23 protein-coding genes and 1 pseudogene are annotated in these 22817 nt (G+C 42.1%); 12 read left to right on the forward strand and 12 right to left on the reverse strand.

The window, feature by feature from the left end:
* Window positions 1-21 precede the first annotated feature (21 nt).
* A complete protein-coding gene (locus WA1_RS42200; protein ID WP_017748512.1) occupies window positions 22-774 on the forward strand; it encodes a dihydrofolate reductase family protein in 753 nt (250 codons plus the stop codon).
* A gap of 111 nt (window positions 775-885) precedes the next feature.
* Here WA1_RS42200 and WA1_RS42205 read toward each other — a convergent pair whose 3' ends face one another.
* Entirely contained in the window at window positions 886-1971 is a 1086-nt protein-coding gene (locus tag WA1_RS42205; protein WP_017748511.1) for a glycosyltransferase family protein, read from the reverse strand.
* A gap of 501 nt (window positions 1972-2472) precedes the next feature.
* Between WA1_RS42205 and WA1_RS56080 the strand changes: the two genes are divergently transcribed.
* Window positions 2473-2688 carry a hypothetical protein gene (locus WA1_RS56080; RefSeq protein WP_158516768.1) on the forward strand — a complete coding sequence of 72 codons (216 nt, stop codon included), beginning with the start codon at window positions 2473-2475 and terminating at the stop codon, window positions 2686-2688.
* Between the two features lie 70 nt (window positions 2689-2758).
* Here WA1_RS56080 and WA1_RS42210 read toward each other — a convergent pair whose 3' ends face one another.
* The 3 genes from WA1_RS42210 to WA1_RS42220 all read right to left on the reverse strand — a co-directional run bounded on the left by WA1_RS42210 (window position 2759) and on the right by WA1_RS42220 (window position 5100).
* The gene (locus WA1_RS42210; protein WP_017748510.1) at window positions 2759-3331 is read right to left on the reverse strand and encodes a DUF3611 family protein; all 573 of its coding nucleotides are present in this window, start codon (window positions 3329-3331) and stop codon (window positions 2759-2761) included.
* Between the two features lie 838 nt (window positions 3332-4169).
* Window positions 4170-4814, reverse strand: coding sequence for a Uma2 family endonuclease (locus WA1_RS42215; protein ID WP_017748508.1), 645 nt, complete (start codon window positions 4812-4814; stop codon window positions 4170-4172).
* A 91-nt stretch (window positions 4815-4905) separates the two neighbouring features.
* Window positions 4906-5100, reverse strand: a complete 195-nt coding sequence (locus WA1_RS42220) for a hypothetical protein (RefSeq protein WP_017748507.1) — start codon at window positions 5098-5100, stop codon at window positions 4906-4908.
* 51 nt (window positions 5101-5151) lie between these two features.
* Here WA1_RS42220 and WA1_RS42225 point away from each other — a divergent pair, with 51 nt between their 5' ends.
* Window positions 5152-5640 (forward strand): GNAT family N-acetyltransferase, encoded by a 489-nt coding sequence (locus WA1_RS42225; RefSeq protein WP_081403045.1) that lies wholly within the window; start codon window positions 5152-5154, stop codon window positions 5638-5640.
* Between the two features lie 98 nt (window positions 5641-5738).
* Here the strand turns inward: WA1_RS42225 and WA1_RS42230 are convergent, their stop codons facing one another.
* Complete coding sequence (locus WA1_RS42230; protein WP_026135216.1) at window positions 5739-6407, reverse strand: response regulator transcription factor; 669 nt, start codon at window positions 6405-6407, stop codon at window positions 5739-5741.
* Window positions 6304-7881 carry a sensor histidine kinase gene (locus tag WA1_RS42235; RefSeq protein ID WP_017748504.1) on the reverse strand — a complete coding sequence of 526 codons (1578 nt, stop codon included), beginning with the start codon at window positions 7879-7881 and terminating at the stop codon, window positions 6304-6306. The genes WA1_RS42230 and WA1_RS42235 overlap by 104 nt, the downstream gene beginning before the upstream one ends.
* Window positions 7882-8111: 230 nt before the next feature.
* On the opposite strand from WA1_RS42235, the gene WA1_RS42240 reads away from it, so the two are divergent.
* The 3 genes from WA1_RS42240 (at window position 8112) to WA1_RS56085 (ending at window position 11270) form a co-directional block, all read left to right on the forward strand.
* Window positions 8112-9479: a pentapeptide repeat-containing protein gene (locus WA1_RS42240; protein ID WP_017748503.1), complete on the forward strand. Its 1368-nt coding sequence runs from the start codon at window positions 8112-8114 to the stop codon at window positions 9477-9479.
* A gap of 310 nt (window positions 9480-9789) precedes the next feature.
* Complete coding sequence (locus WA1_RS60865; protein WP_272819345.1) at window positions 9790-10836, forward strand: peptidoglycan-binding protein; 1047 nt, start codon at window positions 9790-9792, stop codon at window positions 10834-10836.
* Between the two features lie 251 nt (window positions 10837-11087).
* Window positions 11088-11270: a hypothetical protein gene (locus WA1_RS56085; protein ID WP_148662880.1), complete on the forward strand. Its 183-nt coding sequence runs from the start codon at window positions 11088-11090 to the stop codon at window positions 11268-11270.
* Between the two features lie 398 nt (window positions 11271-11668).
* Here the strand turns inward: WA1_RS56085 and WA1_RS42250 are convergent, their stop codons facing one another.
* The 3 genes from WA1_RS42250 to WA1_RS42265 all read right to left on the reverse strand — a co-directional run bounded on the left by WA1_RS42250 (window position 11669) and on the right by WA1_RS42265 (window position 15929).
* Window positions 11669-13624 carry an ATP-binding protein gene (locus WA1_RS42250; RefSeq protein WP_148662881.1) on the reverse strand — a complete coding sequence of 652 codons (1956 nt, stop codon included), beginning with the start codon at window positions 13622-13624 and terminating at the stop codon, window positions 11669-11671.
* Between the two features lie 482 nt (window positions 13625-14106).
* The gene (wecB, locus tag WA1_RS42260) at window positions 14107-15222 is read right to left on the reverse strand and encodes a non-hydrolyzing UDP-N-acetylglucosamine 2-epimerase (protein ID WP_017748499.1); all 1116 of its coding nucleotides are present in this window, start codon (window positions 15220-15222) and stop codon (window positions 14107-14109) included.
* Between the two features lie 329 nt (window positions 15223-15551).
* Window positions 15552-15929, reverse strand: coding sequence for a hypothetical protein (locus tag WA1_RS42265; RefSeq protein WP_017748498.1), 378 nt, complete (start codon window positions 15927-15929; stop codon window positions 15552-15554).
* Between the two features lie 740 nt (window positions 15930-16669).
* On the opposite strand from WA1_RS42265, the gene WA1_RS42270 reads away from it, so the two are divergent.
* Window positions 16670-17992, forward strand: a complete 1323-nt coding sequence (locus WA1_RS42270; RefSeq protein WP_017748497.1) for a type IV pilus twitching motility protein PilT — start codon at window positions 16670-16672, stop codon at window positions 17990-17992.
* A 94-nt stretch (window positions 17993-18086) separates the two neighbouring features.
* Window positions 18087-18845, forward strand: a complete 759-nt coding sequence (locus tag WA1_RS42275; RefSeq protein WP_026135215.1) for a circadian clock KaiB family protein — start codon at window positions 18087-18089, stop codon at window positions 18843-18845.
* 319 nt (window positions 18846-19164) lie between these two features.
* On the opposite strand, the gene WA1_RS62000 is transcribed toward WA1_RS42275, so the two are convergent.
* From WA1_RS62000 to WA1_RS42285, 3 genes are all read right to left on the reverse strand, one after another.
* A complete protein-coding gene (locus WA1_RS62000) occupies window positions 19165-19269 on the reverse strand; it encodes a pentapeptide repeat-containing protein (protein WP_017748495.1) in 105 nt (34 codons plus the stop codon).
* 17 nt (window positions 19270-19286) lie between these two features.
* On the reverse strand, window positions 19287-19898 hold the full coding sequence (locus tag WA1_RS42280; protein ID WP_017748494.1) for a hypothetical protein: 612 nt from the start codon (window positions 19896-19898) through the stop codon (window positions 19287-19289).
* Between the two features lie 472 nt (window positions 19899-20370).
* On the reverse strand, window positions 20371-20706 hold the full coding sequence (locus tag WA1_RS42285) for a hypothetical protein (RefSeq protein ID WP_017748493.1): 336 nt from the start codon (window positions 20704-20706) through the stop codon (window positions 20371-20373).
* An 88-nt stretch (window positions 20707-20794) separates the two neighbouring features.
* On the opposite strand from WA1_RS42285, the gene WA1_RS42290 reads away from it, so the two are divergent.
* The 4 genes and pseudogenes from WA1_RS42290 (at window position 20795) to WA1_RS42300 (ending at window position 22513) form a co-directional block, all read left to right on the forward strand.
* Entirely contained in the window at window positions 20795-21583 is a 789-nt protein-coding gene (locus WA1_RS42290; protein WP_017748492.1) for an FAD-dependent oxidoreductase, read from the forward strand.
* A gap of 154 nt (window positions 21584-21737) precedes the next feature.
* Entirely contained in the window at window positions 21738-22004 is a 267-nt protein-coding gene (locus WA1_RS42295) for a hypothetical protein (RefSeq protein ID WP_017748491.1), read from the forward strand.
* Window positions 21973-22107: pseudogene (locus WA1_RS57715) on the forward strand (carbohydrate porin); the annotation flags it as partial. The gene WA1_RS42295 and the pseudogene WA1_RS57715, both read left to right, overlap by 32 nt.
* On the forward strand, window positions 22097-22513 hold the full coding sequence (locus tag WA1_RS42300; RefSeq protein ID WP_081403047.1) for an iron uptake porin: 417 nt from the start codon (window positions 22097-22099) through the stop codon (window positions 22511-22513). The pseudogene WA1_RS57715 and the gene WA1_RS42300, both read left to right, overlap by 11 nt.
* Window positions 22514-22817: the final 304 nt, after the last annotated feature.

Genomic DNA, 22817 nt, shown 5'->3' on the forward strand with positions numbered 1-22817 from the left:
TTGTCAGCTTATCAGAGGTAAATGATTATTTTCAATCCCATTACCGTTACTGCTATTAGCTATGCTCTTAGTAGTACTGCTGCAATTGGCTTTAGCACTCAAAGTCCATCCAGTTTAAGCGTGAGCGAAGGAAACAAGAATCTCATTACCCAAAGCTATGCAAATCAAAGTCTATCCCGCACTCATTCAGGAGAAGTTAGTATGCGAGAACTCAAATATTACGTGGCTTGTACCGTCGATAGATTCATTGCCCGCAAGGACGATTCATATGATTTTTTCCTTATGGAAGGCGAGCAAGTCGCCTATTTGCTTGAAACTTTTCCTGAAACTATTCCGGCTCACTTTCGCAACAAACTAGGCATTAGTGCTGAGAATAAATGGTTTGATGTTGTTTTGATGGGACGCAGAACTTACGAAGTGGGGTTAAAGGATGGTTTTACCAACCCTTACCCGCAGATGAAGCAGTATGTTTTCTCTCGCACCCTGAAAGAAAGTCCAGATAGAAATGTTGAGTTTGTCTCAGATAACGCTGTGGGATTGGTTAGGGAATTGAAGCAGCAACCTGGTAAGGACATTTGGCTCTGCGGTGGTGGCGATTTAGCTACAATGCTTTCAGGTGAAATCGACGAGATAATCCTGAAGGTACATCCGATACTTCTCGGCTCAGGCATTCCACTTTTTTCTGGTGCGATCGAGCAGACTTCACTGGAACTTACCGACAGCAAGATCTACAGTAACGGTTTCATGTTGCTGCACTATCGAGTGAAAAAGTAACTCCTATAACTTAAAGATTTTTTTTCGTCTAGGTTCAAAGGAGAGAGGAATTAATACCGGACTGGGTAAGGAAACAAAAGAATTGTGGATCTACTAAAACCCAATCCGTAGTTATGCTTTTTTGGTAGCACGCAAGTATCTGAGATACTTCATAATTCTAGCAAAAAATAGTCTCAAAAAAGCTATTTTGCTTTGCCATCCAGGATATTTGCGTATCAGATACCATGTGGCTGATGGACTTAACCATATGCCATAGCATTTTTGTAAGTGTTTAGCTAATGCCACTCCCTCAAGTGAATCTGCTAATTTGTCAACTACTTTCAGGCTAGGCGGTAACTTGTTAAGATTCGCCGTTCGATCGCTGTGTAAGTTGATCCAGTGTGGTTCTCCACCTTTGTTGTATGTTTTTGCTTCCGGATGCCCGCAACCAATGTTATGTACAAAAGACACCATCGGTGTAATGTGTACATATTTTTTGTACAAACATGCCAAAGTCAGAGTTATTACCCAATCTTTTTTATGATTGTTTTCTAGAAAAAATTGATTAACAATTGTATATTTTGTTTGGATTGTTGCAGGTATTTTATAATAGTTCCCAAAAGGGTTATACCCCTGTTTATACTTAGCAAGATTCAAATCATGCCAACGATCTGCCCAGGTTCCCAAACCTAAAGCAAATACTCGTTGTGATACCATAAAATCTTCTTGAATGACTTGATTCAAGCCTTGAGGAAAATTTGCATAGGCTGTAACTGAAAACACTTGAGGAAAATCACGATAAGCTACTAACAGACGACACATTCTGTCATAAAAATAAGGATTGGGAACAACGTCATCTTCTAAGTATATCGCAGCAGAAAAATGATTAAAAACTTGAGTGAGGGCAGTAACTGCATTGACATCACAGCCTAAATTATGCGATCGAGATATAATATCAACGGGAATAGTATTGGAAAATCCTTGCAGTAAATTAATAGATTTTTTTATCAATTTTTTGTCTTTTTCATTCCGCGCTCCATCAATGAAAGCCAGAATTTTTTTGGGCTTTAATGTTTGTTTGGCTAGGGCTGATAGAACTTGTTCTAGTAGATCGGGGCGAGTAAAAGTCAGTAGAACAATAGGTGGTAAATCTTTTGGCAGTTCTACTTCATTTAAAGATAAAGGAAGTTTGAGTTTTTGATTAGTGTAAGTGGTCATTTTTTTGGAATATATATCTAAACAGTTCAACCAAGTCGTGTTGCAGCACATTGTCAACCATCCGAATTCACTGATTGTGGAACTCGGTGCTGGTCTGTCTACTCTTTACTCAGTTCGGCGCAGGTAAATAAAGATTTATCCCAAAGGCTTACCTGCTCTATCTCCTGCGATTTTTTAGTTCCGTCGAACTCACGTTATTGACTATCGATCTAACCTAAGTACATCCCGTACTGCTGCCAATAATAAACTATCAAATATCAACGTAAATTAAGTCAGTCTTTAGAAGGATGCCGCGAGCAGATATTAGGTTTTTTGTAAGAAATTATACTTAGTAATGAAGACTAAAGAAAAGTTCATTAAGATGAACTGATAAAACCAGGAAGGCTCTTGGTGTTTTGCCTCTGAATGCTTAATTTAAATAGTTTAGGAATTTGCAAAGGAACCGTGCGATCCTCTGTACCGTGGACAGTCAGCACGGGTGGGTCATTCGAGGTCACGTATATGCGATCACAGCAATGGTTGCAATCGCTCAATCCAGTCACGCCGCACGTCCGATTCCATCCATTTTTTGAGATTAATGTAGCTCTATTTCAGCTATACCCACAGCGTTGGTCTTTTCTTCTAAACTTGCTTTCTTGGATTCCTTCGATCCGAAATAGTTATTTAATTGTTGAGACCAAGATAGAGCCATTGTTGTCAGTAGGTGCAGGTAAATAAATATTTATCACAAAGACTTACCTGCTCTACCTCCTGCTATTTTTTAGTTCTGTCGAACTCACGTTATTGACTATTGATCTAACCAGTTAAGCAGCCCAAGTGAAGTAGCGCCTCCTACAAGGTGAGCCCCAATTAGATTGATGTTTGCCAAAACTACAAAAAGATCTAGGGAACGAATGACATTTTCAGGTCTGTAGACTGCCACTCCTTGAGGTAGAGCTAAAGCTTTCGATACTACAGCAATAACGGTTACTTCAGATGCTAAAAAAGCTAACAATAGCCCTATCAAACTGACGATTAATCCAATGCGTAATACTTGAATTACGTCCTCTTTGCTTGGATGTAGTTCGCGGTTAGGGGACTGTAAAAGTTTATCTAAACGCCTGTAGCGGTTCACCCAATAGAGCCTGAAACACAGCACTAAAATTCCAATAATACCAAAAAAGACTCCAAACCCCATGACCGAATTCGTCGTTGTTTGAACAGTGGAACTACGGCTAAATATTGCCAAGAACAAAGCCAAGCTAGAAACAGCGCCTAGTGCTAACTGTATCCAGAAGCTAATCGGCCTTACTACGTGAAAAGTAGCTGCAAATTTTTGCTTAGTTGGTACAGGTAGGTATGAATTCAACTCATTTGACATATTCTTTCTCCTTAAGCCTGATAAACTATCTTTTGATTTTTGAAAACAGTCTTACTTCAGTAATTTTGGGCTTGGCATAGCGCCTTAAGTAGTTAACAATTTTCTACTTTTTAAAGAGATAGCATCTGGTAATTTCTCTAGTTTGACTGTGATAATTTGGGTTAAACCATTGTAGTTATCCAAAATTGACCAACCTGAGTCCCGATGTGGTGTTTTCATCACCAAAAGTTGTATTTTTTGCAATAAAACCGCCTCGTGACCTGCTGACTCGGAGAGCCTATAAAGTTAATTAATTGGTAAATGTTTGTCAATTTTGAACAAGTTTTTCCCAAGGGAGTTGGGAGCTACAGCTAAAATTAAGACTCCTCGCTCCTGATTGACTTGAAAATCAAGATTACTTTGGTTGATTTCCTGTTAAATTTCCAGTGTTAGCTCAATCAGCCGCACACCTATATATGGATGTTCGACTCGATATGTGATTAATTAATTAGCAACTTGTCTAGCTTCTCTGTCTCTAAGATAAGTACATCCTGCACTGCTGCCAATAGACATCTCCAGAAATTAATTATGTATTACCCGAAAGTCTTGGTAGGGGCGCAAGGCGTTGCGCCCTTACATCTTTTCCACCAGAAGTCTAATAATAAACTATCAAATATTAACGCAAGTCAAGTCAGTCTCTAGAAAGATCTAGCGAGCAGACATTTTTTTATTCTAAGTAGCAAGCTGGGGCGAGTGCTCCGAAGTACCGCATTCCCAAAAGATAACCTAACTAGTGCAATTAATGATTACAAAGAAGTTGAGAATTGGTCTTAATGCGATCGCAATCGCACTTTGGTCATTAAGGAAATATTGGGTTGCTTAAGCGTTGTTTAAGATCGCGGATGGCGGCGCTGGTGTTGCGATCGTAGGCAACTTGAACGCATCGGGCGATTGCGCTTAGCAAATCAAAGTCTGGAAAATAGCGGCTCTGAGTTTGGAGTTGGTAATCGGTTTCTTGCAACTGGTAAATCAATGGCTGTTGATTTTTGAGGAGCCAAACTTCAGGAACTCGATAGGGTAGATAATCGCCCACATCGGAATAACTGGTGACATCAATTTCGATGACTAAATCTGGAGGGGGATCTTGTCGCCAGTCGATACGTTTTTTCCCAGAGATCGCTTGCCAGTTGTCGATGTAGAAACAATAATCTGGCTCAATCCCACTCTCTTGGGGCAAAGCCATGGTCACAGGTGTAAACGCATCATACTCCCGCCCATCGCGATCCAATAGTGCTTTCACAATATCGGCGATTAAATTGGCATCGCGTCCATGCACTGGTAAGGGCGACATCAGCAAGACTTCTCCATTGCGATACTTGAGGCGTGGAAGCGATCCATCCCCCCTCTGGTCACACAAACTCTGATATTCTTGCCAGGTGGCAAGTAAGCGCACTACCGACCCCGGTGGTAATTGGATTTTTTCGGGTGAGATAAGGGCAAACATTGCTAGTGGGTCTCTTTTACGGCGGCTTAATGCAATAATAACGAAGTTTGGATTATTTTACTCTTGGTGCTCATAAGTTCATTGGCACTCCCTAGGAGTCCTTGCTTATCAAAAAATGTTGAGCGATCGCGTTGGCTTGGGCGAAGATGTATTGGTTTAATTCTCGCTCTCGCAGAATTTGTTCGTTTAGCGCAAGGGCTTGAAGCTGTGGCATGATAAAAGGAGATTGTGTTTTTTTGAAGGCGATCGCTCGTTCCGCTAAGAAGTACGCGATCGCCTTTGTCATTTTCTCTGTTTTATCGATTAAGCGTTTAGATTATGTGAGTAAATTAAGGAGATGAGTTGTTTGCAAATTCGCGAAGATGATCTGACAGGTAAAAAGATCGCTGACTTTCTCCGTGAACATCTCGAAAATATGAATGAGATTACACCGCCAGAAAGCGTTCATGCTCTTGATTTAGAGGCATTGCGATCGCCCGATATTACCTTCTGGTCGGCTTGGGAGGGAGCGGAATTACTCGGATGCGGGGCACTGAAAGAACTAGACTCAAGAAGTGGTGAAGTCAAATCAATGCGTACCGCCAAGGCACACCGCAATAGGGGTGTCGCCTCAAAGATTCTTGAACACATCATTAAAAAAGCCGACCTGCGTGCTTACGATTGCCTGTATTTGGAAACAGGGGCAATGCCAGAGTTCGCCCCGGCACGGGCCTTGTACATACGGTATGGGTTCGAGTATCGAGGTCCCTTCGCTGAATACATTGACGACCCGAATAGCGTGTTTATGGCGAAAAAGCTCGCTCGATCTGCTTCTAGAAATGATTAGCACAGTACGTCATTGAATTTCTATTTGGAGACATTTACTCCCTTCACTGGTCACTGGTCACTGGTCACTGGTCACTGGTCACTGGTCACTGGTCACTCTTAAGTTCGCAACCGATAACCCATTCCCCTGATAGTCTCAATCCGCTCGCTTCCCAATTTCTTCCGCAAGTGACCCACATAAACATCAACAATATTTGACCCTGGATCGTAGTCATAACCCCAAATGCGGTTAAGTAACTGTTCTCGACTCATAACCTGCATCGGGTGACGTAAAAACACTTCTGCCAAAATAAATTCACGAGTGGAAAGTTCTACCAACCTATCTCCCACCCAAACTTCTCGTGCGATCAAATTTAGAGCAATATTACCAACTCTCAAAATAGTTTCTTCCTTCGCTCTAGGTACATGACTGTTGCGTAATTGAACTCGGATACGTGCTAGCAGTTCTTCAAACCGAAATGGTTTGGTAATGTAATCATCAGCACCTCCCTCTAGTCCTGCGACCGTATCATCCACACCATCACGGGCAGTCAGGACGATAATGGGGAAGGTTTCTCCTCTTCCCCGCAACTCTTGCAGTACATCCAAGCCATCTTTATCTGGCAAACCCAGATCGAGAATCAACAAGTCAAAATTATTACTATCCGCCAGACTCAATGCATCGCTAGCCTTGATGACGACTGTGGTTATGAACCCGTGTGCTTTTAACCCAGTTTCCAGAAAGGCTGTGATGCGAAGATTGTCTTCGGCGATAAGAATCCGATTCATAAATTCGGTGCTCTTCGTCAGACGCAAGGGGAATCACAAGAGTGAAGGTAGACCCATGACCCAGACGACTAACAAGTTCGACCCATCCACCATGAGCTTGAGCGATCGCTTGCACAATCGCCAATCCCAACCCATGCCCTTCACACTGGTCTTCTTTCGTCGCCCTTACAAAACGCTCAAAAATGCGTTTTTGGTCTTCTGGGGCAATTCCAACTCCTGTATCGCTTACCCAAATATAAACACGATCCCCTTTTACAGAGGAACCAAGTGTAATGCTATCATTATTGCTCGTGTGGCGAACTGCATTCTGAATTAAATTCATCACCGCTTGAGTTAACCTCTGACGGTCAACCACGATCGGACTCAACCCTTTAGATTCCAACCGCCAATCCCGATTGGCAAGCGATCGCGCTTTGAGATATATTTCCTCTGTCAGCCAATCTAGTTCTTCTGGCTTTAACCTGAGAAAATCTGGACGTTCTGTTTTTGCTAGCAGTAGTAAGTCATTAACCAGGCGACTCATGCGGTCTAACTCATCCATCACCAAGGCAATAGTCACCTCTTGTTTTTCTGGGCAAAACGGTAACATTTCCAGATGACCCTGAATCACCGTAATGGGAGTCCGCAGTTCATGACTAACATCGTTGAGAAACTTTTGCTGGCTATCAAAGGCAAACTGTAGCCGATCCAGCATTTCATTAAAAGTTTTCGTCAACTCCGCTATTTCATCCGCTCCCTTCACAGGAATACGCTGTGTCATATCTGACTCAGTAATAGACTGAGCCGTTTTCGTTAGCAAACGTAGAGGATAAAGTACCCTACCAGCCGTAACCCATGCTAGTAAGAAAAAGATGAGCAGAACAATCAGTGTGACTTGCATGACCAAGGAAATGGCATTCGTTCCCGCTTGAAAGGCAGCTGAAGCATCATGAATTGCAATAAACATGGCTCTTTCTTCGCCTACACTGACTGGGTATGCTACATAACGAATCCTTTGTGTAGAAGTTTGTATGTAACCGTTTTTTGGTTCCTTAAGTTGAGTCCAGCGCTGTATCAGGGCTGGATACTGCTCTAAAAGCTCAGAAGGTAAAATCGGGCTGTATTTGTAAATTTCGTCGTTGATGAGAGTAATAATATACTCATTACGTGTAGGAGCATAACTAGCCAAAAATTTATCAAACAATGCAGCAGTCTCTACTGGATTTTCCGATCGCTTTGCACTATACTGCTTTTCCAGTAACTTAAATCGCGCTACTTCTTTAGCCAAAGAAGCGTCAGATCTTGCTTTTAAATCATCACAATATATCTGGCGAGTTGTTTGGATAGAAAAGATTGCCGTACAAGCTGTTAGCAGAAAGTACCAAACTAACAGACGGGCGCGGACGCTATGGAAAGTTCTGCGCCATCCTTGTGGAGGTGGATACTTTGCTACTATTCCTGTAGATTTGCTGTTCGCTTGATATTTATTCGCCATATTTCTACAAGTCGTTTGCCAACCTCATCCAGTTTCCGCAAGCAAAGTAAATTAGCCGTGAAGCTTTGGTGAAAAAATTTTAATAAAAGGGAGTAGGGAGTGGGGAGTAGGGAGTAGGGATTCAAGAGACTAACAACTAACAACTAACCATTTGACACCTATCCTCATCTGACATAAACTGATATGCTACGACCTGTAATAACAGTTTTCCATCTTAATTGTAATTAAACGTGGCTCATAACTACCAGCGTGCCAAACTCAGAGGTAAATCCTTCAAAGGGCAAGACTTAACAGGCGCAGATTTCTCCTATTCAGATATCCGAGGTGCTGACTTTACGGGTGCCTTCCTTAAAGGAGCAAACTTCAGTCATGTTAAAGCGGGACTGCAACGTCGTTGGGTAATTGCCACAGTCATTATTGCATTACTACTATCAGCTATATCGGGATTGCTATCAGCTACTGGTGGTTCTCTCATAGGATGTATTCTCGCTAATGGGAACCGTGAAAATACTTATGTAGCTGCCGTTAGTTTAACAGTGTTGTTTGTCTTTTTTCTCATCACTATGCGCCAAGGAGTAGCAGCCGCTTTTGGTTTTTTGGCAGTAGCAGTGACATGGACAGCTGTAGCAGGAGTCACATGGGCTGGGATAGTAGCAGTGACATGGGCGAGGGCTGGAACTCAGACAGGAATTATGGAATTGGCAACATTTGTGGCAGTCGTCGTCACAGGAGCGATCGCAGCGCTCGCCGCAGCGACGGGTGTTGTTATTATAGCAGGGGCAGCAGCGATGGCAGGGGCTGTTGCTGGATTATTGGCAGTCGCAGTGACAGTGTCTGTAGCAGGGGCTGTCGCTGGGGTAGGAGTGGTAGCAGCCGTTAGGATAGGAGGTCCGGTCGTAGGATCGTTAGCAGGAGCAGTCGCAGTCTTGACAATATTCCTGTCTGCTGACATTGGTTGTCGCGCACTCTTTGAAGATGAAAGACAAATCTGGGTTCGCAATGTTGCTCTGGATTTTGTCACAAGGCGTGGAACGAATTTTCAAGGTAGCAATTTGACAGATGCCAACTTTACACAGGCAAGACTAAAAAACACCAATTTCAACAAATCTATCCTGACACGTACTTGCTGGTTTCAGGCAAAAATGCTGAATCGGGCTGATGTTAGGGATTCTTATCTTGAAGATAAGAATTTACGACAACTGCTAGTTACAAAAGATTTACAAGGCAAAACTCTTGATGGCTGGGATTTACAAAGTATGAATTTGCAGGGCGCAAATTTGAAAGATGCTAGCTTCATTGCAGCCAAGCTAAATGAATCGAATTTGCAAGATGCCGATCTTTCCAGAGCAAATCTTACAGGAACACAACTAGACAAAACAGATTTGAGAGGTGCAACTCTGACAGGTACATACATCGGAGACTGGGGCGTTACTCCGGAGACAAAGCTAGATGGCGTACATTGTGACTATATTTTTATGTACGTGCCAACAAAAGATAATCCCAATCCCCATCGTCTACCTGCTAACTGGGATCGGACGTTTAAAGAAGGTGAATTTACTCAATTAATGACCCCGGTGCCTAAGTTATCAAAGATTTAGATCGCTCCAAACGTCTCTCCCATAGGTCAAGAACATCCATCCTTCAAAACAATTGGGTTGTCAAATTGTTTTTAATCTTGAATGGTTCTGCTCTTGCTAAATATACTGAAGGTAAAGTATCCATTAGTATCGCACTTTCAACTATAATTTTTAGGTCAATTGTTATAAATCTTAATTATTAGTGATATTTTATTTACCATCAAAAAATGTAACATATATGTACTGTAAAATACACTTAGAGAACAAAATTGAAAGAAAAACTAAGTAAACTTCTGCATTTATTAGGTTTTAGTTAATCAAGGAGTGCCTGGTGGAATATCTTATTTATTCTCTGATGGACAGTGCTTACGCGGAAGCAACTGTAGAAGATGAATTTAGTTTGCCAGAGTTTAAATTAACGTTAGATTGGAAAAAACTTTTTAAATCGACTTGGCTTACGTATGCTACGGCTACAGCCTTGTTTGCAATTTTAGCCCAATCTCAAGTCGTGTCAGCCGCTTACTCCGGTCCTGGTAGATATTATGTCAGCACAAATGGTAGTTGTCTCAATATTCGTACAGGTCCATCGACTTATTACTCTAGAGTAGCTTGCTACCGCAATGGCTCTCGACTTCCAAATGTTAGAGGATATACAAGAGGATTCGCTCGCTTGTCTACTGGCTATTATGCTTCTACAAGATGGATTAACCGGAGACCTGGTAGTGGACATACTCCCGGTCTTGGTGTTGGTGGTCGTGTCTTGAGTTTGGGTTCTCAAGGATCTGCTGTTAGAAGAGTTCAAAGAATTTTGGGAATAACACCTACCGGATACTACGGTACTGCAACTGCAAGAGCAGTCCGAAACTTCCAGCAAAACAACAGCATATACCCAGTAGATGGAAGAGTTGGACCGGAAACCAGAAGAGCATTAAATCAATATGCAAACACGGGTTACACGCCTAACTACGATGATGACTACCTCTACCGTAATCGCGATCGCTACGATACTACTTACCTGTACTCTAGCCCCGATCGCTACTATGATGACTCCCTCTATCGTAACCGCGATCGCTACGATACTGATTACCTCTACTCTAGCCCCGATCGCTACTATGATGATGACTATCTCTATCGTAATCGCGATCGCAATAACGACTATTACAGTTACAACAGCGATTACAGCACGGGTGGTCGAGATGTCCTTTCAAGAGGTTCTCGAGGTAGTGCTGTTAGAGAAATTCAGAGATATCTGGGTGTGCGAGTGACGGGTAATTACAATCGTGCAACAGAAAGAGCAGTCAGAAACTTTCAAGCCAAAAATGGCTTACCTGTAACTGGAGTTGTTGATTCAAATACCCGAATGTTTTTAGGGTTATAAACTGTAAATTGAAACCGATACACCTTTACCCAAAGCTTGACTTTTTAGGGATATTGAGGTACTATCTTCAGACGCTTGATTAGTGCGGGATGCAAAAGCTTACTTGGCGTGAGAACCTTGAAACACTTAGCACAAACTAATTGTTAAAAACTGAATACATTTTTAAGTCTCGTACTGAATTAATTTCAGTATCTCTAACTGGGGATTAGTGGTCAAGGAACCTAAGCCATGGGGCAAGGGAACCAAGCCAAATGGCACTTCTAGTTGAGCGAACTTATACCGTGGAGTTGGGTTTGTACAGATTTATCTACTTGTGGGTAGCTTTGTCCAAACTTTTAGAAGCGGTTAAGTGGTTAATAACCTCTTGTAGGATGGGCATCCTTGCCCGTCCTAAATATAATGGAGGCAGAAATGCCTATCCCATAAAATCCTAACCACCAACGGTGACAGGCGAGACGCCTATCCCACTCCACAAAATCCTAACCACCAACGGTGACAGGCGAGACGCCTATCCCACTCCACAAAATCCTAACAACTAACGGTGACAGGCGAGACGCCTATCCCACTCCACAAAATCCTAACAACTAACGGTGACAGGCGAGACGCCTATCCTACTCCACTAACAACTAACAACTAACGGTGACAGGCGAGACGCCTATCCCACTCCACTAACAACTAACGGTGACAGGCGAGACGCCCATCCCACTCCACTAACAACTAACGGTGACAGGCGAGACGCCTATCCTACTCCACTAACAACTAACGGTGACAGGCGAGACGCCTATCCTACTCCACTAACAACTAACAACTAACAACTAACAACTAAGTATTTTCAAAGATGATGAATCGGTATCTCAACAACAAATTCAGTGCCTTGACCCAACTTGCTACGACAGTAAAGTTTCCCTCCATGTTTCTCAACGATCTGGTAGCTAATTGACAGCCCTAAACCCGTACCAACACCAACAGGTTTCGTCGTAAAAAATGGATCAAATAGTCGATTTTGAACTTCTGGAGTCATACCCGAACCATTGTCAGCAATGCAAATAGCAACATAATTACCCTTAACTATCTCAGTATTTATGCGGATTTTAGGATGGAAAATTTGAGATTCTTGCAGTAAAGAACTCTTACCACATCCGAAAGTTGTCAATGCAAGCTGTGAATTGTAAATTGCAAAATTGCTTCGACTCCATTGCTCTTCCAACGCATCAATGGCATTTGCAAGCAAATTCATAAACACTTGGTTTAGCTGTCCGGCGTAGCAAGCAATTGGCCCAAGAGGCTCATAATTTTTAATAACTTCAATTTCAGGACGAGTTGTTGTTGCCTTGAGTCGATGTTGTAAAATCATGAGTGTACTGTCAATTCCCTCACGAATATCCACTGCTTTCATTTGGGCTTCATCATGACGGGAAAAGCTGCGTAACGAACGGACAATTTCACGAATGCGATCGGCTCCCATTTTCATGGAAGTTAACAGCTTTGGCAAGTCCATCATCAAAAAGTCCAAATCAACAGCTTCGATTTCCTCAAGAATTTCTAGAGAGGGCTGGGGATATGTTTGCTGGTAAAGTTTCAGCAAATTTAACAAATCCTCTACGTAGCCATTGGCATGAACTATATTGCCAAAAATAAAATTGACTGGATTGTTGATTTCATGGGCGACTCCAGCAACCAGTTGTCCCAGACTGGACATTTTTTCACTTTGTACAAGTTGAGTTTGCGTTTTTTTCAGTTCTTCTAAAGTTCTTTCAAGTTGATATGCTTGTTTTTGGGCATTGACTGCAGCTTGACGAGTGTGTCGATAAAGTTCAGCTTGGTTGACAGCGATCGCTAACTGAGCAATAACTGCTTGTAAAAGTTCTACTTCACTATCAGTCCAAGGACGCGGGTAACTGCATTGAGCGCAGGATATAACTCCAATGTCACCAGAACGTGTTTTAAACGGTAACTGTATTGTTGATTGGTATCCCAAAGATTGAACTAACTGCCGAAAATTGGAATCAGCAAAAGTTGCCACATCATCTATCCGAACGATTTCTTGGTTTAACAGCTGCTGATGAACCGAACCAATAAGAATCTCCGGGTAACAACCCAGTACTGCAGGTAAATTTGGATTTCTTGCTTCCTTGATAGCTTCCCAAATTGGTGGGTTGGTATCTGGTTTGTACCAACAGAAGGTACAACGATCAATTTGCAACAACTGCTGTATTTCTTGGATTGCTGTTTCAATAACTGTATCTAGGTCAAGAGAGTTACGGATTTGACTCGCTAACCTATTGAGTAGTTGCTCTCTCTTTGCTAGCGCTCGAAACTGTGCTGCTGATTTGCCAACACCCGTTTCAGCCCACTTGGGTTGTGAAATGTCTCTAATAGTTGTGGCTAATGCTGTTTGTTTCTTAACCACTGCCTCTTGAGTGTACTTGCCTTCGGTAATGATTTCAGAAGAGAAAATTGTGCCGCCTATTTCACCATTGCTGTCATACCAAGGGTAACCCTTCCATTTCACCCACTCCACAGAACCATCTTCCCGGACAAAACTGTCAGTTGACGCGTTTTCGGTATAACCAGTCAAACACAGTTGATGCACTGTTTTCCATATGTCGGGAGTTTGAGGAAAAACCTCATAATGCTCGCGACCAATATAGCTTTCCTGTTGGAAACCGTAGTCTGTTAACCATCTGCGGGTGGCTGCCATGTAACGCATGTGGCGGTCAAACATGGCCACTGCTGTGGGTGTATACTCCAAAAACAGTTGGAATTCTGGACAGTTGTGCAAGTACATAAATTGGCCAGGGGGTGCTTGATGTGCTGCCAAGGTGTTAAATTATTGGGATGAAGACATTGTTAGTAATGTAACTATTGTGTAGTTACTTTCGCTTCCGAGTTTTCTCCTAATTTTAGTACTAGTTGTCAATAGAAATTATTAATAAGTGTGGTTTTCGTAAAATGGGACTCCAGTGTTTTGAAAGTATACAAAAGCAACATTTGAATTCTCATTTTAGTCACCAGAAATATTTTGACAAAGGTTGCAATTCCTAACGAATCTTGATTTAGACGATTTTTTGTGTATGAAATCAATATCCACTTTTTGGTCTTAAATAAAACATTAGCTTTATTTATCATGGAAAAAGTTGGACAGAATTTTTGTAAATAGGTAGATTAACTTGAGTAGGGCGAATACGGAAAAACCCAGCTTTTTTAAACTGGGTCTTTGCATTGAGATCATTGTACTTTATTATTTGGCACGATTGCTTAACTAAAATTTTACGTACTTATACCAAAGTAATCTTGCACGATTTGCAAAATTCGCTTTGAGGCTTGCCCATCCCCAAAGGGATTAATCGCGTTTGCCATTGTTTCATAAGCAGTTAGATTGGTTAGTAATTCAACTGCATTGGCACAAATATTCTCACTTGCAGTTCCCACCAGTTTAGCAGTACCCGCAGTCACCGCCTCTGGTCTTTCTGTGGTTTCTCTCAGCACCAGTACTGGTTTTCCCAAACTTGGTGCTTCTTCCTGCAAACCACCAGAATCAGTCAGCACAAGATGCGATCGCATAATCGCTCCCACAAGTTCGGCATAATCCAAAGGTTCTGTCAGAAAAATTCGAGGATGATTACCCAGCCATGCTTGTAATGGTTCTCGCACCGTAGGATTGCGATGTAACGGTAATAGCAAAGCCGTATCGGGAATTTTATCCAGTATTTGCAAAAACCCTTGAGCAATATCCTGTAATGGTTCGCCCCAATTCTCACGACGGTGAACTGTTGCCAGCAAAACCCGGTACTGAGACCATTCCAATCCCGGTACACAACAAGCAGGTTCCCGTGCAGCAACACTCAACAGTGCATCAATCACCGTGTTACCAGTCAAATGAACTTCACCCAAAACACCAGAACGTTCCAGATTTTCCACAGCTAAGGGAGTTGGAGCAAAATGCAGTTGAGTGAGTTGTGAAATCAACCGACGATTCGCTTCTTCTGGATAAGGATTGAGCAAGTCATCCGTTCGTAACCCAGCTTCCACATGACCCACAGGAATTTTTTGATAAAATGCTGCTAAAGTTGCTGCAAAAGCAGTTGTTGTGTCTCCCTGCACAATCGTTAAATCAGGCTTATTTTGTTGGAATAATTCTTCCAAACCCCTCAAGCTGCGGCAAGTTATGTCACTGAGAGTCTGCTTTGGCTGCATAATCTCCAGATCGTCATTTGCTTTGAGGTCGAACAGCTGCATAACCTGTTCCACCATCTCGCGATGCTGTCCGGTGAGAATGACTTTAGTATCAACAGTTGACGAGCTTTGAAAAACCTGAATCACCGGAGCTAGCTTAATTGCTTCCGGACGAGTGCCTAATATAATGTGAATCTGTTTTTTTGTCATTTGTCATTTGTCATTTGTCATTTGTCATTTGTCATTGGTCAATAGTAATGTAGGGTGGGCAATGCCCACCACATATCTGTTGGTGGGCATTGCCCACCCTACGGGTATTTCAAAAATTAAGTATATTCATATAATTATTCTTATTAAGATGAAATCTAGTCACGCACGCCTCTATAAATAAGTTTCCATAAAACAAAACGGGCGTTCTGCCTGTTCCGCAGGAAGAAAATAAAAATAATCAGTGACCAGTGACAAATGACCAATGACAAAACATGAAAAAACCCGGTTGAACCGGGCAGGTGTACTGTTGTCGAATTGAGTTGCGGTAATTACATTTTGATTTCACAGGTTAACGGGCAGGAAGCATAAATGCTAGTAGCTTGGATATTCTCAGCTTCTCCATGCAGCCAACTTAACCACTGCACTTCTTTAGGATGAACGCCTTTGAAAGTGAGAACCCCAGCTGCCAACACCACAGCCATCACATTAAACATAATTAAACCGCCTGCAACAAGCAAAACTGCACTAACAGGCATTACCGATTGCAACACAATTGACAACAGACATCCGATCGTAGCCATCAAAACAACTAGAGGAAAACCGACAACCAACAAACACACTGCCAGTGTAAAAGTCCATATCAAAAAACTTTTAACTATTAGTAAAGAATAAGTCTTTCCTAAATCAGATGTCTGAGACAAAGCCATAACTCTATTCTCCAAAATCAAGACAGAAATTTGAATTTGTGAAAATCTCGCTCTCGTTAGCAGCGGGATCAACAATTAGAAGTCCAGTATATAAAAACCAATTGGGAAAATGAGCATTTATTTAATAAACTTTACAGTTAATCTTTCGCAATTATGGAACTCTCTTTGATTAAGCAGTTGGTGGAAAACTCCTCCATATCATCTATCTCTCGATAGAGAGGTAATTGAGTATCGATCTTTAAGGTTTATTTCAGGTCCTGTGTTTCCAATCTGCTTAATATTTCTTATTAAAATAAACAATGTTTCTCATAATTTATAGCTGGTGTTGAATGAATTATGAGTAGTGGTTTTACGGATAACACAGTTTTGAACATAAAGAGCAGAAAAATTTTTCTCATATAAGTGTAAAGTTTTCTTAAAATACAAATGTATTTAAAATTACATTAAAAACTCAATGTCATTACTGAGTATATTTGGCGTAAACTGTGTAATAAATGAGATGCAGTCCAGTTAAACAGTTTCTCAAACTAATAGAGAACATACCTAAGTTAGAAAAAATGATACAAGTTAAACAATAAAGTGAAATCGGTCAGAGAAATTGCTGTTATGCGCCATTTTTTGAACAAGTCAGCAAATAGATAGACCAAACAAGATAGTTGCATCTATCAAAAGTTAAACAAAAGTTAAACTTTTGTTATGAATTTCTAGCAAATCAATACGCGCCTTATTTGTAAACAGATATGACAGAATCACAGCGTCCATTGAATCCCGCAGCAAATTCAACTCGTGGTGTTCCCCCATTACCACCACCACCACCTGCGATGAGTACGATGCGTCAGTCAACACAGACTTTAGAATTACCAGTAGATAGGCATCCCAACCGTACTGCGACAACAAACTCCGCCGCCTCTGCACCACCACCGCCTACAGCTGCTCCATCGGCTCATCGTCCCGGAACACCACCACCAATGGCTACTTCCTCTCGTCCTAAAAATAATAATTCGGGACTGACTCTGGCACAGATTATACAAGAAGCTTTCGATAAGGGGTATTCTGACATTCACTTGGGCGTGGGTGAAGTACCTCGTTTCCGAAACCGAGGAGAAATGCAGCCAACAGATTATCCCGAAACCGATAAACCGACGTTTATGGAGTGGATGCGGGAGATCATGACTGATGCGGAAATTCATCGCTTTGAAGAACAACTTGAATTTGACGGGGCTACTCAGTACGAATTTGCTAGGGTGCGGATTAATATTTTTGACTCCCTCAAAGGCTATGCGATGGTACTGCGCCTAATTCCTTTGAAAATATTGACAATGGAACAGTTAAGGCTACCTACTGTTTTCAAGGATATATGCCACTATCACAAAGGTTTGATTCTAGTTACAGGTCCCACAGGTTCTGGTAAGTCAACTACAATGGCAGCAATGATTGACTATATCAATTCAGAAACGGCCAAACATATCATTACCATTGAAGACCCGATTGAATTTGTTCACAGAAGTAAAAAGTCTTTGATCAAACAACGGGAAGTGGGAATGCATACCCGAAAATTTGATAACGCATTAAAAGCAGCTTTGCGGGAAGACCCAGATTTGATTCTGGTGGGTGAAATGCGGGATAAAGAAACAGTGAACACAGCTTTGAAAGCCGCACAAACAGGTCACTTGGTTATGGGAACGCTGCACACTAATAGCGCTGTGAAAACTATTGAACGTATTCTCAATCTCTACAATGGAGATGAACAAGATGCGATGCGGGTTGCACTTGCCGAGTCTTTAGTGGCAGTAATTGCTCAAGGTTTGTGCCGTACCACTGATGGTAAGCGTGCTGCCTTCCACGATGTTCTCATCAATACTGATGCTGTGAAAGACTGGGTTAAAGAAGGGAAGTATGATGCAATTACAGAGTTGATGAAGCAAGCAAGTTTTGATGGCATGGTTACCATGAACCAGTCCCTGCTTAATCTTTACTCTGAAGGTCGCATTACGGAAGAAACTGCCCTAGAAATGTCACCAACACCAAACGAAATGGCTCAATTCCTCCGTGGTAGAGTTTAAAAAAAGGGAATAGGGAGTAGGGAATAGGGAGTAGGGATTGCTGCTGTCTTCCCCCACTCCCCATTCCCCACTCACCACTCCCTTTTTCACACCCTTGACTTCAGACAAACCAACTTACCCCACCCTGTTTAAAGGTATTGCGCTGTTTACTCCGGGAGGAGATTTAATTTATTGCATCGACCCTAGCAAACAAGGTCGATGGCATTTGCATTTGTGCGCTACTTTGCAGGAAATTTTGGATTTACCAGAACCTCCGCATTTCTTAGTGCCTTGTTATACAGCGACGGTTGATCGCTGGTTAGATCCGCGCACTCAGAAAATACAAGTTTTTGCCGAAGCTTACCCAACAGTGATGCAGCATCAAGCCGTACTAAATGCTATTTTTAGTACGGGAGAACTGGCGTGGCAACCGACTCCTTGGGCAGAAGGGTTGTGCGATCGCATGGTTTTGTCAGCGTATCGTTCCACATTTCCTCAGCTTTGGGAAGATCACGACTTAGTTGTGCGCCTAGAGCTTTCCGATCCAGTCCCTTCCTACTATCAACCAGTCGTCTCCGCCGAAAAACAATCAAAGACACAAGGCTACGTCCTCCGCCTGTTTGTAGCTGGACACAGTGCAGCAACAGAGCGCATTTTGCAAAATTTACACGAACTTTTAGAACAATATCTGGGCTATCCCTACACCTTAAAAGTTATTGATGTTTTAACGAATCCAGAACAAGCAGAAGCGGATCAAGTTTCTGCAACTCCCACCCTCGTCAAAGTTTGGCCTCAGCCCATTCGCCGGATCGCTGGAGATTTGGATAATGTAGAAAAAATCTTACAAATGTTAGGCACTGTAGAAAATTTTTAGGTTCTAATTGGGAGGGGAAAAAGAGAATACTCCTCCTCGACCTAACAGGCAAGTTATAACCAATTGCCAATAAGAATAAATGGTGCGGAATCACGCACAAACCAGGCAAAGGTTGGATGGGTACGATCAAAAAGGAGGTCGTGAGCGAGTTGAGGTAATAATCCCTCATAACTGTTAAGAAAAAGAGTCAAACCAAGAGTAAGATTCAAAGTGCAAGTTATAAAACTTCAGTAATTCTCAGTCAGTCACTTAGCAAGCAGCAGAGTTTAATCAATTTGTTTTCATGTGCTCGAACTTTCCACTCTCATTAATCACACAATCATTTTAAGTACTTTTGCAATCCAGCTAGGGCATAGCTGAAGTTTGCACCTTTTAAGTTAGCACCAGTAAAATCAGCGCTTCTGAAAGCGATCGCTCTGTACATAAGGGTGAATCGTTTTTCTAAGCTTCATCATTTGTACTAGTTACCATTGCCACCAAGATTCCTAAAATTTTATCTACAGGTGGAAACAAATATATGGTAGGATCAATGGTGACTGCATTATTTGTTAGACTCAAAAAAGTCCACTGTGTTGCTGTGGTAACTACACCAAAAACTTGTTGCATATCTTTATTAAACTTATTGGCAGCCACCATTTCAGCAATACATTGAGGTAAGCCTAAAGCTAGATCTGACTTTTTGGCTTCAACTACGGTTATTACGGGTTTAACGATTGTAATACTTATCGGACTTTTTGATATTAAGAAGTCGCACACACCGTTTAAACCATTTGATTTGTCTACATTAAACGTTTCTCCTGAAAATACGTTAATAGGGGTACTGGAAATTTCTTGCAGTTCTGTTAATATGGGACTGATGACTCGTTCGCTTTTTTCTTTTTCACTTCTCAATTCTAGAACAACTCTTGTTGCGTTTCTTCTGAGAATTTCATTAAGTAAATTGCTGGGTTGTATTGGGGGAGCATCTGAAAATAACTGTGGTGTTTCTTGAATTAACTTTAGATGAAATTGATTGATTACATTGGGTAAATCGTTGAAGTCTGAGTAAGCCATAATTTTTGTTTGATTCTGAAGAGTATTTTTGGTTTACTGAACGTATATAGCATTCCTATTTCCTATTTTAATCGAACTTAGGCAAAGCCCCTTTGGACAAATATAGCGCTTTTCAATTGGGTGCAATACATAAAAAAGTTATGGAACCGCAGCCTGTAGCAGCCCGTGGCAGATAAATCTGTACTTCATTCTAGTAAGAATTACCGCCAGTTGCTTTTCCCCTGGCGTTGGTAGTAATGCTGCTACCGTGACGCAGTATTAAGTTACGCGATCGCACTCTAATATTACCCTGACCGCCTGTAGTATCGGAACTGAGAGTTGCCCCATTGTCTGAGCAACTGCCCGTAACCTTCGTAGCCCGATATCCATTGTCCCACTGGCTCTCGCTGCAAAATGCTTTCTGTATTATCCAGTAGCAATAAACACCGACGTGACCGCAGATATTGCATCAGTTTGGAGATTTGTCATGTTATCAAATAGCGCTAAAACGTAGTAAATCTTGGTCAATCGTAGTAAAACTGTATTCATAACCGTCAGAGCGGTGAATTAGTTTAATGTAGTGTCGATCTACAGCAATCCGATGATCGCTAATTAGCACTTCTACCCCTTTTTGAGTTGGAGTTTTAATTCTAGCTCGATAAATTCCCGCTTTAATGTGTTTCCGATCTTTCAGCAAATTGCAAATCACATAGTCACCAGCTGTCGCATGAGTATATTTCTGATTTTTGGCTACTAGCTTAACTTCTTTTTTACCAGTAATGGGATTCTTTTTAATGCTGGCTATGGCGGGAAAGCCTTTAGCATTCATTCTTTGTACTTGTCTTGTACCGTGTCCTTTGCAAGTAACGCAGAATAAACAGTTCTACGCTCTCGTCATGGTGAAGTCAATAAATCGAATGACTCCGATTTATTACGAATTGCTCCGTTTTGTGTACTTCTCGAGCGAGCGTGGTGCGAATGATGGGATCTTCCCCATAAAGCGGCATGAGAAACTTCAATTTCTTCCATCAATAACTAACGGTGTGTTTACTCTAACGCTGAACAATGGTGAAGTACTTAATGGGGAAGCATTGCTGATTGCAACTGGGCGCACACCGAATACTCAGGCATTAAATACTGCGGTGACAGGCGTTGAATTAGATGCACAAGGATTTGTTAAAATCGACGATTGGTTTCAAACGACTCATTCTGGAATTTATGCGATCGGAGACGTTGCCAAGCAGCCTGCTTTTACCCATGTTTCTTGGGAAGACTATCGTCGCTTGAAAGCCATTCTTTGTGGCGAACACCGGACACGCAACGATCGGGTGTTAGGCTATGCCGTTTACACTGAGCCGCAAGTGGGTCGGGTAGGGATGACGCTAGAGCAGGCTCACAAACAGGGCATTACTGCCCGCGAAGTCACTCTGCCAATGGCTCACATCGCCCGTAGCATTGAGTGGGGGCACGATTTGGGTTTCTACCGCATGGTCATCAACACACACACAAATTTGATTTTAGGAGCAACGCTGGTTGGGTACGAAACGGCTGAACTCGTGCATGTCTTTTTGTCACTTATGGAAGCTAAAACAACATGGCAGGTACTCGAACAATCGGTTCACATTCACCCAACTTACGGTGAGGCATTACCTAGTCTCGCAAGACTACTTGTTGGAGATGATATGCCAACCTGTCCTAATATGTAAGAAAGAAGTAACCCATAACTACTAACTTGAGTATGGGCGATCGTGCCGAAATATCCGCAAGGGATAGCTTTTTTCATATTGGACCATCCAAGTAGGACAAAGAACTAATCAAGTTTTGCATACTCATACGGAGGCATCGATCCGCAATTTTGGTATGGTTTGGCCGATTGGTCAGCCAAGTGGTGGTTTGCTGGATCGAGCGTTGCGATCGCGTGAAATTTGGGTAGAGGTTGCCTCGAAAGCCGGATTTCATTTGGATCGGTGCGGCTCGCTGCACTTGGCATACAGACAGGATGAAATGGATGTCCTGCAAGAGTTTGTGGAGACTCGACGGGACGACAAGTACTCAATTGCCTTGCTTACACCGAATCAGGTGGCTGAAAAAAGCAGTGCAGCGGCTGCAAGAGGAGTTTGCCACTGAACTGGCAACTTTGCGGGGACGGGTAGATGTTTTGGAAGCTCACAATGCTACCTTAGAATCACAGCAGTTTTCTACGACCACCAAGCTTAACGCTGAAGTCATCTGGTAATGTTAGCACATCAACTGATTCAGTTCAACTAGGAGCCAGTTTCCGAGTGACTCCTAAAGTGGTTGTCTCTGGTTGGTTTGACTATATGTTTGCTGATTCCGAAGTGAGTGACGATGACGCAAGAGTCTTGAATTTTGCAGCCAACGTTGTTTTCCCAGATTTGGGTAAGAAAGGTAACATAGGTGCCTTGGTTTTTGGAATTCCACCTAAAGTCGTAAGCAATAGCATTAGTGCTAATGAGGATAGAGATACATCATTTCATATCGAAGCGTTGTACCGTCACCAACTCACCAGCAATATTGCTATCACCTCTGGTGGGATTGTAATTACCAATCCCGAACACAACAGTAGCAACGATACTATTTTTGTCGGAGTTGTGCGAACTACCTTTAAGTTTTAATTAATTACTTCCTTCCCGCTCGAAGAATACCTATTTAAATGAACCGCAAAGACGCAAAGAGCGCGAAGAAAGAAAAGAAGATCGGTAATCTTATGGCGGGAAGGGAGTAGTTCGTAGACTTGATTTTAGTTAGAGTATTGAATTAAACACACAATCAAAATCTGAGGATAATCGCTCTCTTGTAAAATTGGGACAGAAGTGCTATGTTCATAAGCCTGCAAATCTAAATTCCAATCGCACAAGTAGCTGAGGTGTTGGTGACAGAGTAGCAATTAGTATCCAGCAATCCGATAACTAAGTAGAT

Origin of the sequence: Scytonema hofmannii PCC 7110 (assembly GCF_000346485.2) — a bacterium.
In the GTDB taxonomy this organism is placed as follows: Bacteria; Cyanobacteriota; Cyanobacteriia; order Cyanobacteriales; family Nostocaceae; genus Scytonema; species Scytonema hofmannii.

Excerpts from the sequence above, each read along its gene's own strand:
- WA1_RS42265 (WP_017748498.1), bottom strand. The coding sequence starts at position 15,929 with ATGGCTTTGTCTCAGACATCTGATTTAGGAAAGACTTATTCTTTACTA.
- WA1_RS42270 (WP_017748497.1), top strand. The coding sequence starts at position 16,670 with ATGACAGAATCACAGCGTCCATTGAATCCCGCAGCAAATTCAACTCGT.
- WA1_RS42205 (WP_017748511.1), bottom strand. The coding sequence starts at position 1,971 with ATGACCACTTACACTAATCAAAAACTCAAACTTCCTTTATCTTTAAAT.
- WA1_RS56085 (WP_148662880.1), top strand. The coding sequence starts at position 11,088 with ATGGCACTTCTAGTTGAGCGAACTTATACCGTGGAGTTGGGTTTGTAC.
- WA1_RS42285 (WP_017748493.1), bottom strand. The coding sequence starts at position 20,706 with ATGAATGCTAAAGGCTTTCCCGCCATAGCCAGCATTAAAAAGAATCCC.
- WA1_RS42215 (WP_017748508.1), bottom strand. The coding sequence starts at position 4,814 with ATGTTTGCCCTTATCTCACCCGAAAAAATCCAATTACCACCGGGGTCG.
- WA1_RS62000 (WP_017748495.1), bottom strand. The coding sequence starts at position 19,269 with ATGTACAGAGCGATCGCTTTCAGAAGCGCTGATTTTACTGGTGCTAAC.
- WA1_RS56080 (WP_158516768.1), top strand. The coding sequence starts at position 2,473 with ATGCGATCACAGCAATGGTTGCAATCGCTCAATCCAGTCACGCCGCAC.
- WA1_RS42295 (WP_017748491.1), top strand. The coding sequence starts at position 21,738 with ATGGTTTGGCCGATTGGTCAGCCAAGTGGTGGTTTGCTGGATCGAGCG.
- WA1_RS42230 (WP_026135216.1), bottom strand. The coding sequence starts at position 6,407 with ATGAATCGGATTCTTATCGCCGAAGACAATCTTCGCATCACAGCCTTT.
- WA1_RS42200 (WP_017748512.1), top strand. The coding sequence starts at position 22 with ATGATTATTTTCAATCCCATTACCGTTACTGCTATTAGCTATGCTCTT.
- WA1_RS42210 (WP_017748510.1), bottom strand. The coding sequence starts at position 3,331 with ATGTCAAATGAGTTGAATTCATACCTACCTGTACCAACTAAGCAAAAA.
- WA1_RS42250 (WP_148662881.1), bottom strand. The coding sequence starts at position 13,624 with ATGTACTTGCACAACTGTCCAGAATTCCAACTGTTTTTGGAGTATACA.
- WA1_RS42280 (WP_017748494.1), bottom strand. The coding sequence starts at position 19,898 with ATGGCTTACTCAGACTTCAACGATTTACCCAATGTAATCAATCAATTT.
- wecB (WP_017748499.1), bottom strand. The coding sequence starts at position 15,222 with ATGACAAAAAAACAGATTCACATTATATTAGGCACTCGTCCGGAAGCA.
- WA1_RS42235 (WP_017748504.1), bottom strand. The coding sequence starts at position 7,881 with ATGGCGAATAAATATCAAGCGAACAGCAAATCTACAGGAATAGTAGCA.
- WA1_RS42220 (WP_017748507.1), bottom strand. The coding sequence starts at position 5,100 with ATGACAAAGGCGATCGCGTACTTCTTAGCGGAACGAGCGATCGCCTTC.
- WA1_RS42290 (WP_017748492.1), top strand. The coding sequence starts at position 20,795 with ATGACTCCGATTTATTACGAATTGCTCCGTTTTGTGTACTTCTCGAGC.
- WA1_RS42225 (WP_081403045.1), top strand. The coding sequence starts at position 5,152 with ATGAGTTGTTTGCAAATTCGCGAAGATGATCTGACAGGTAAAAAGATC.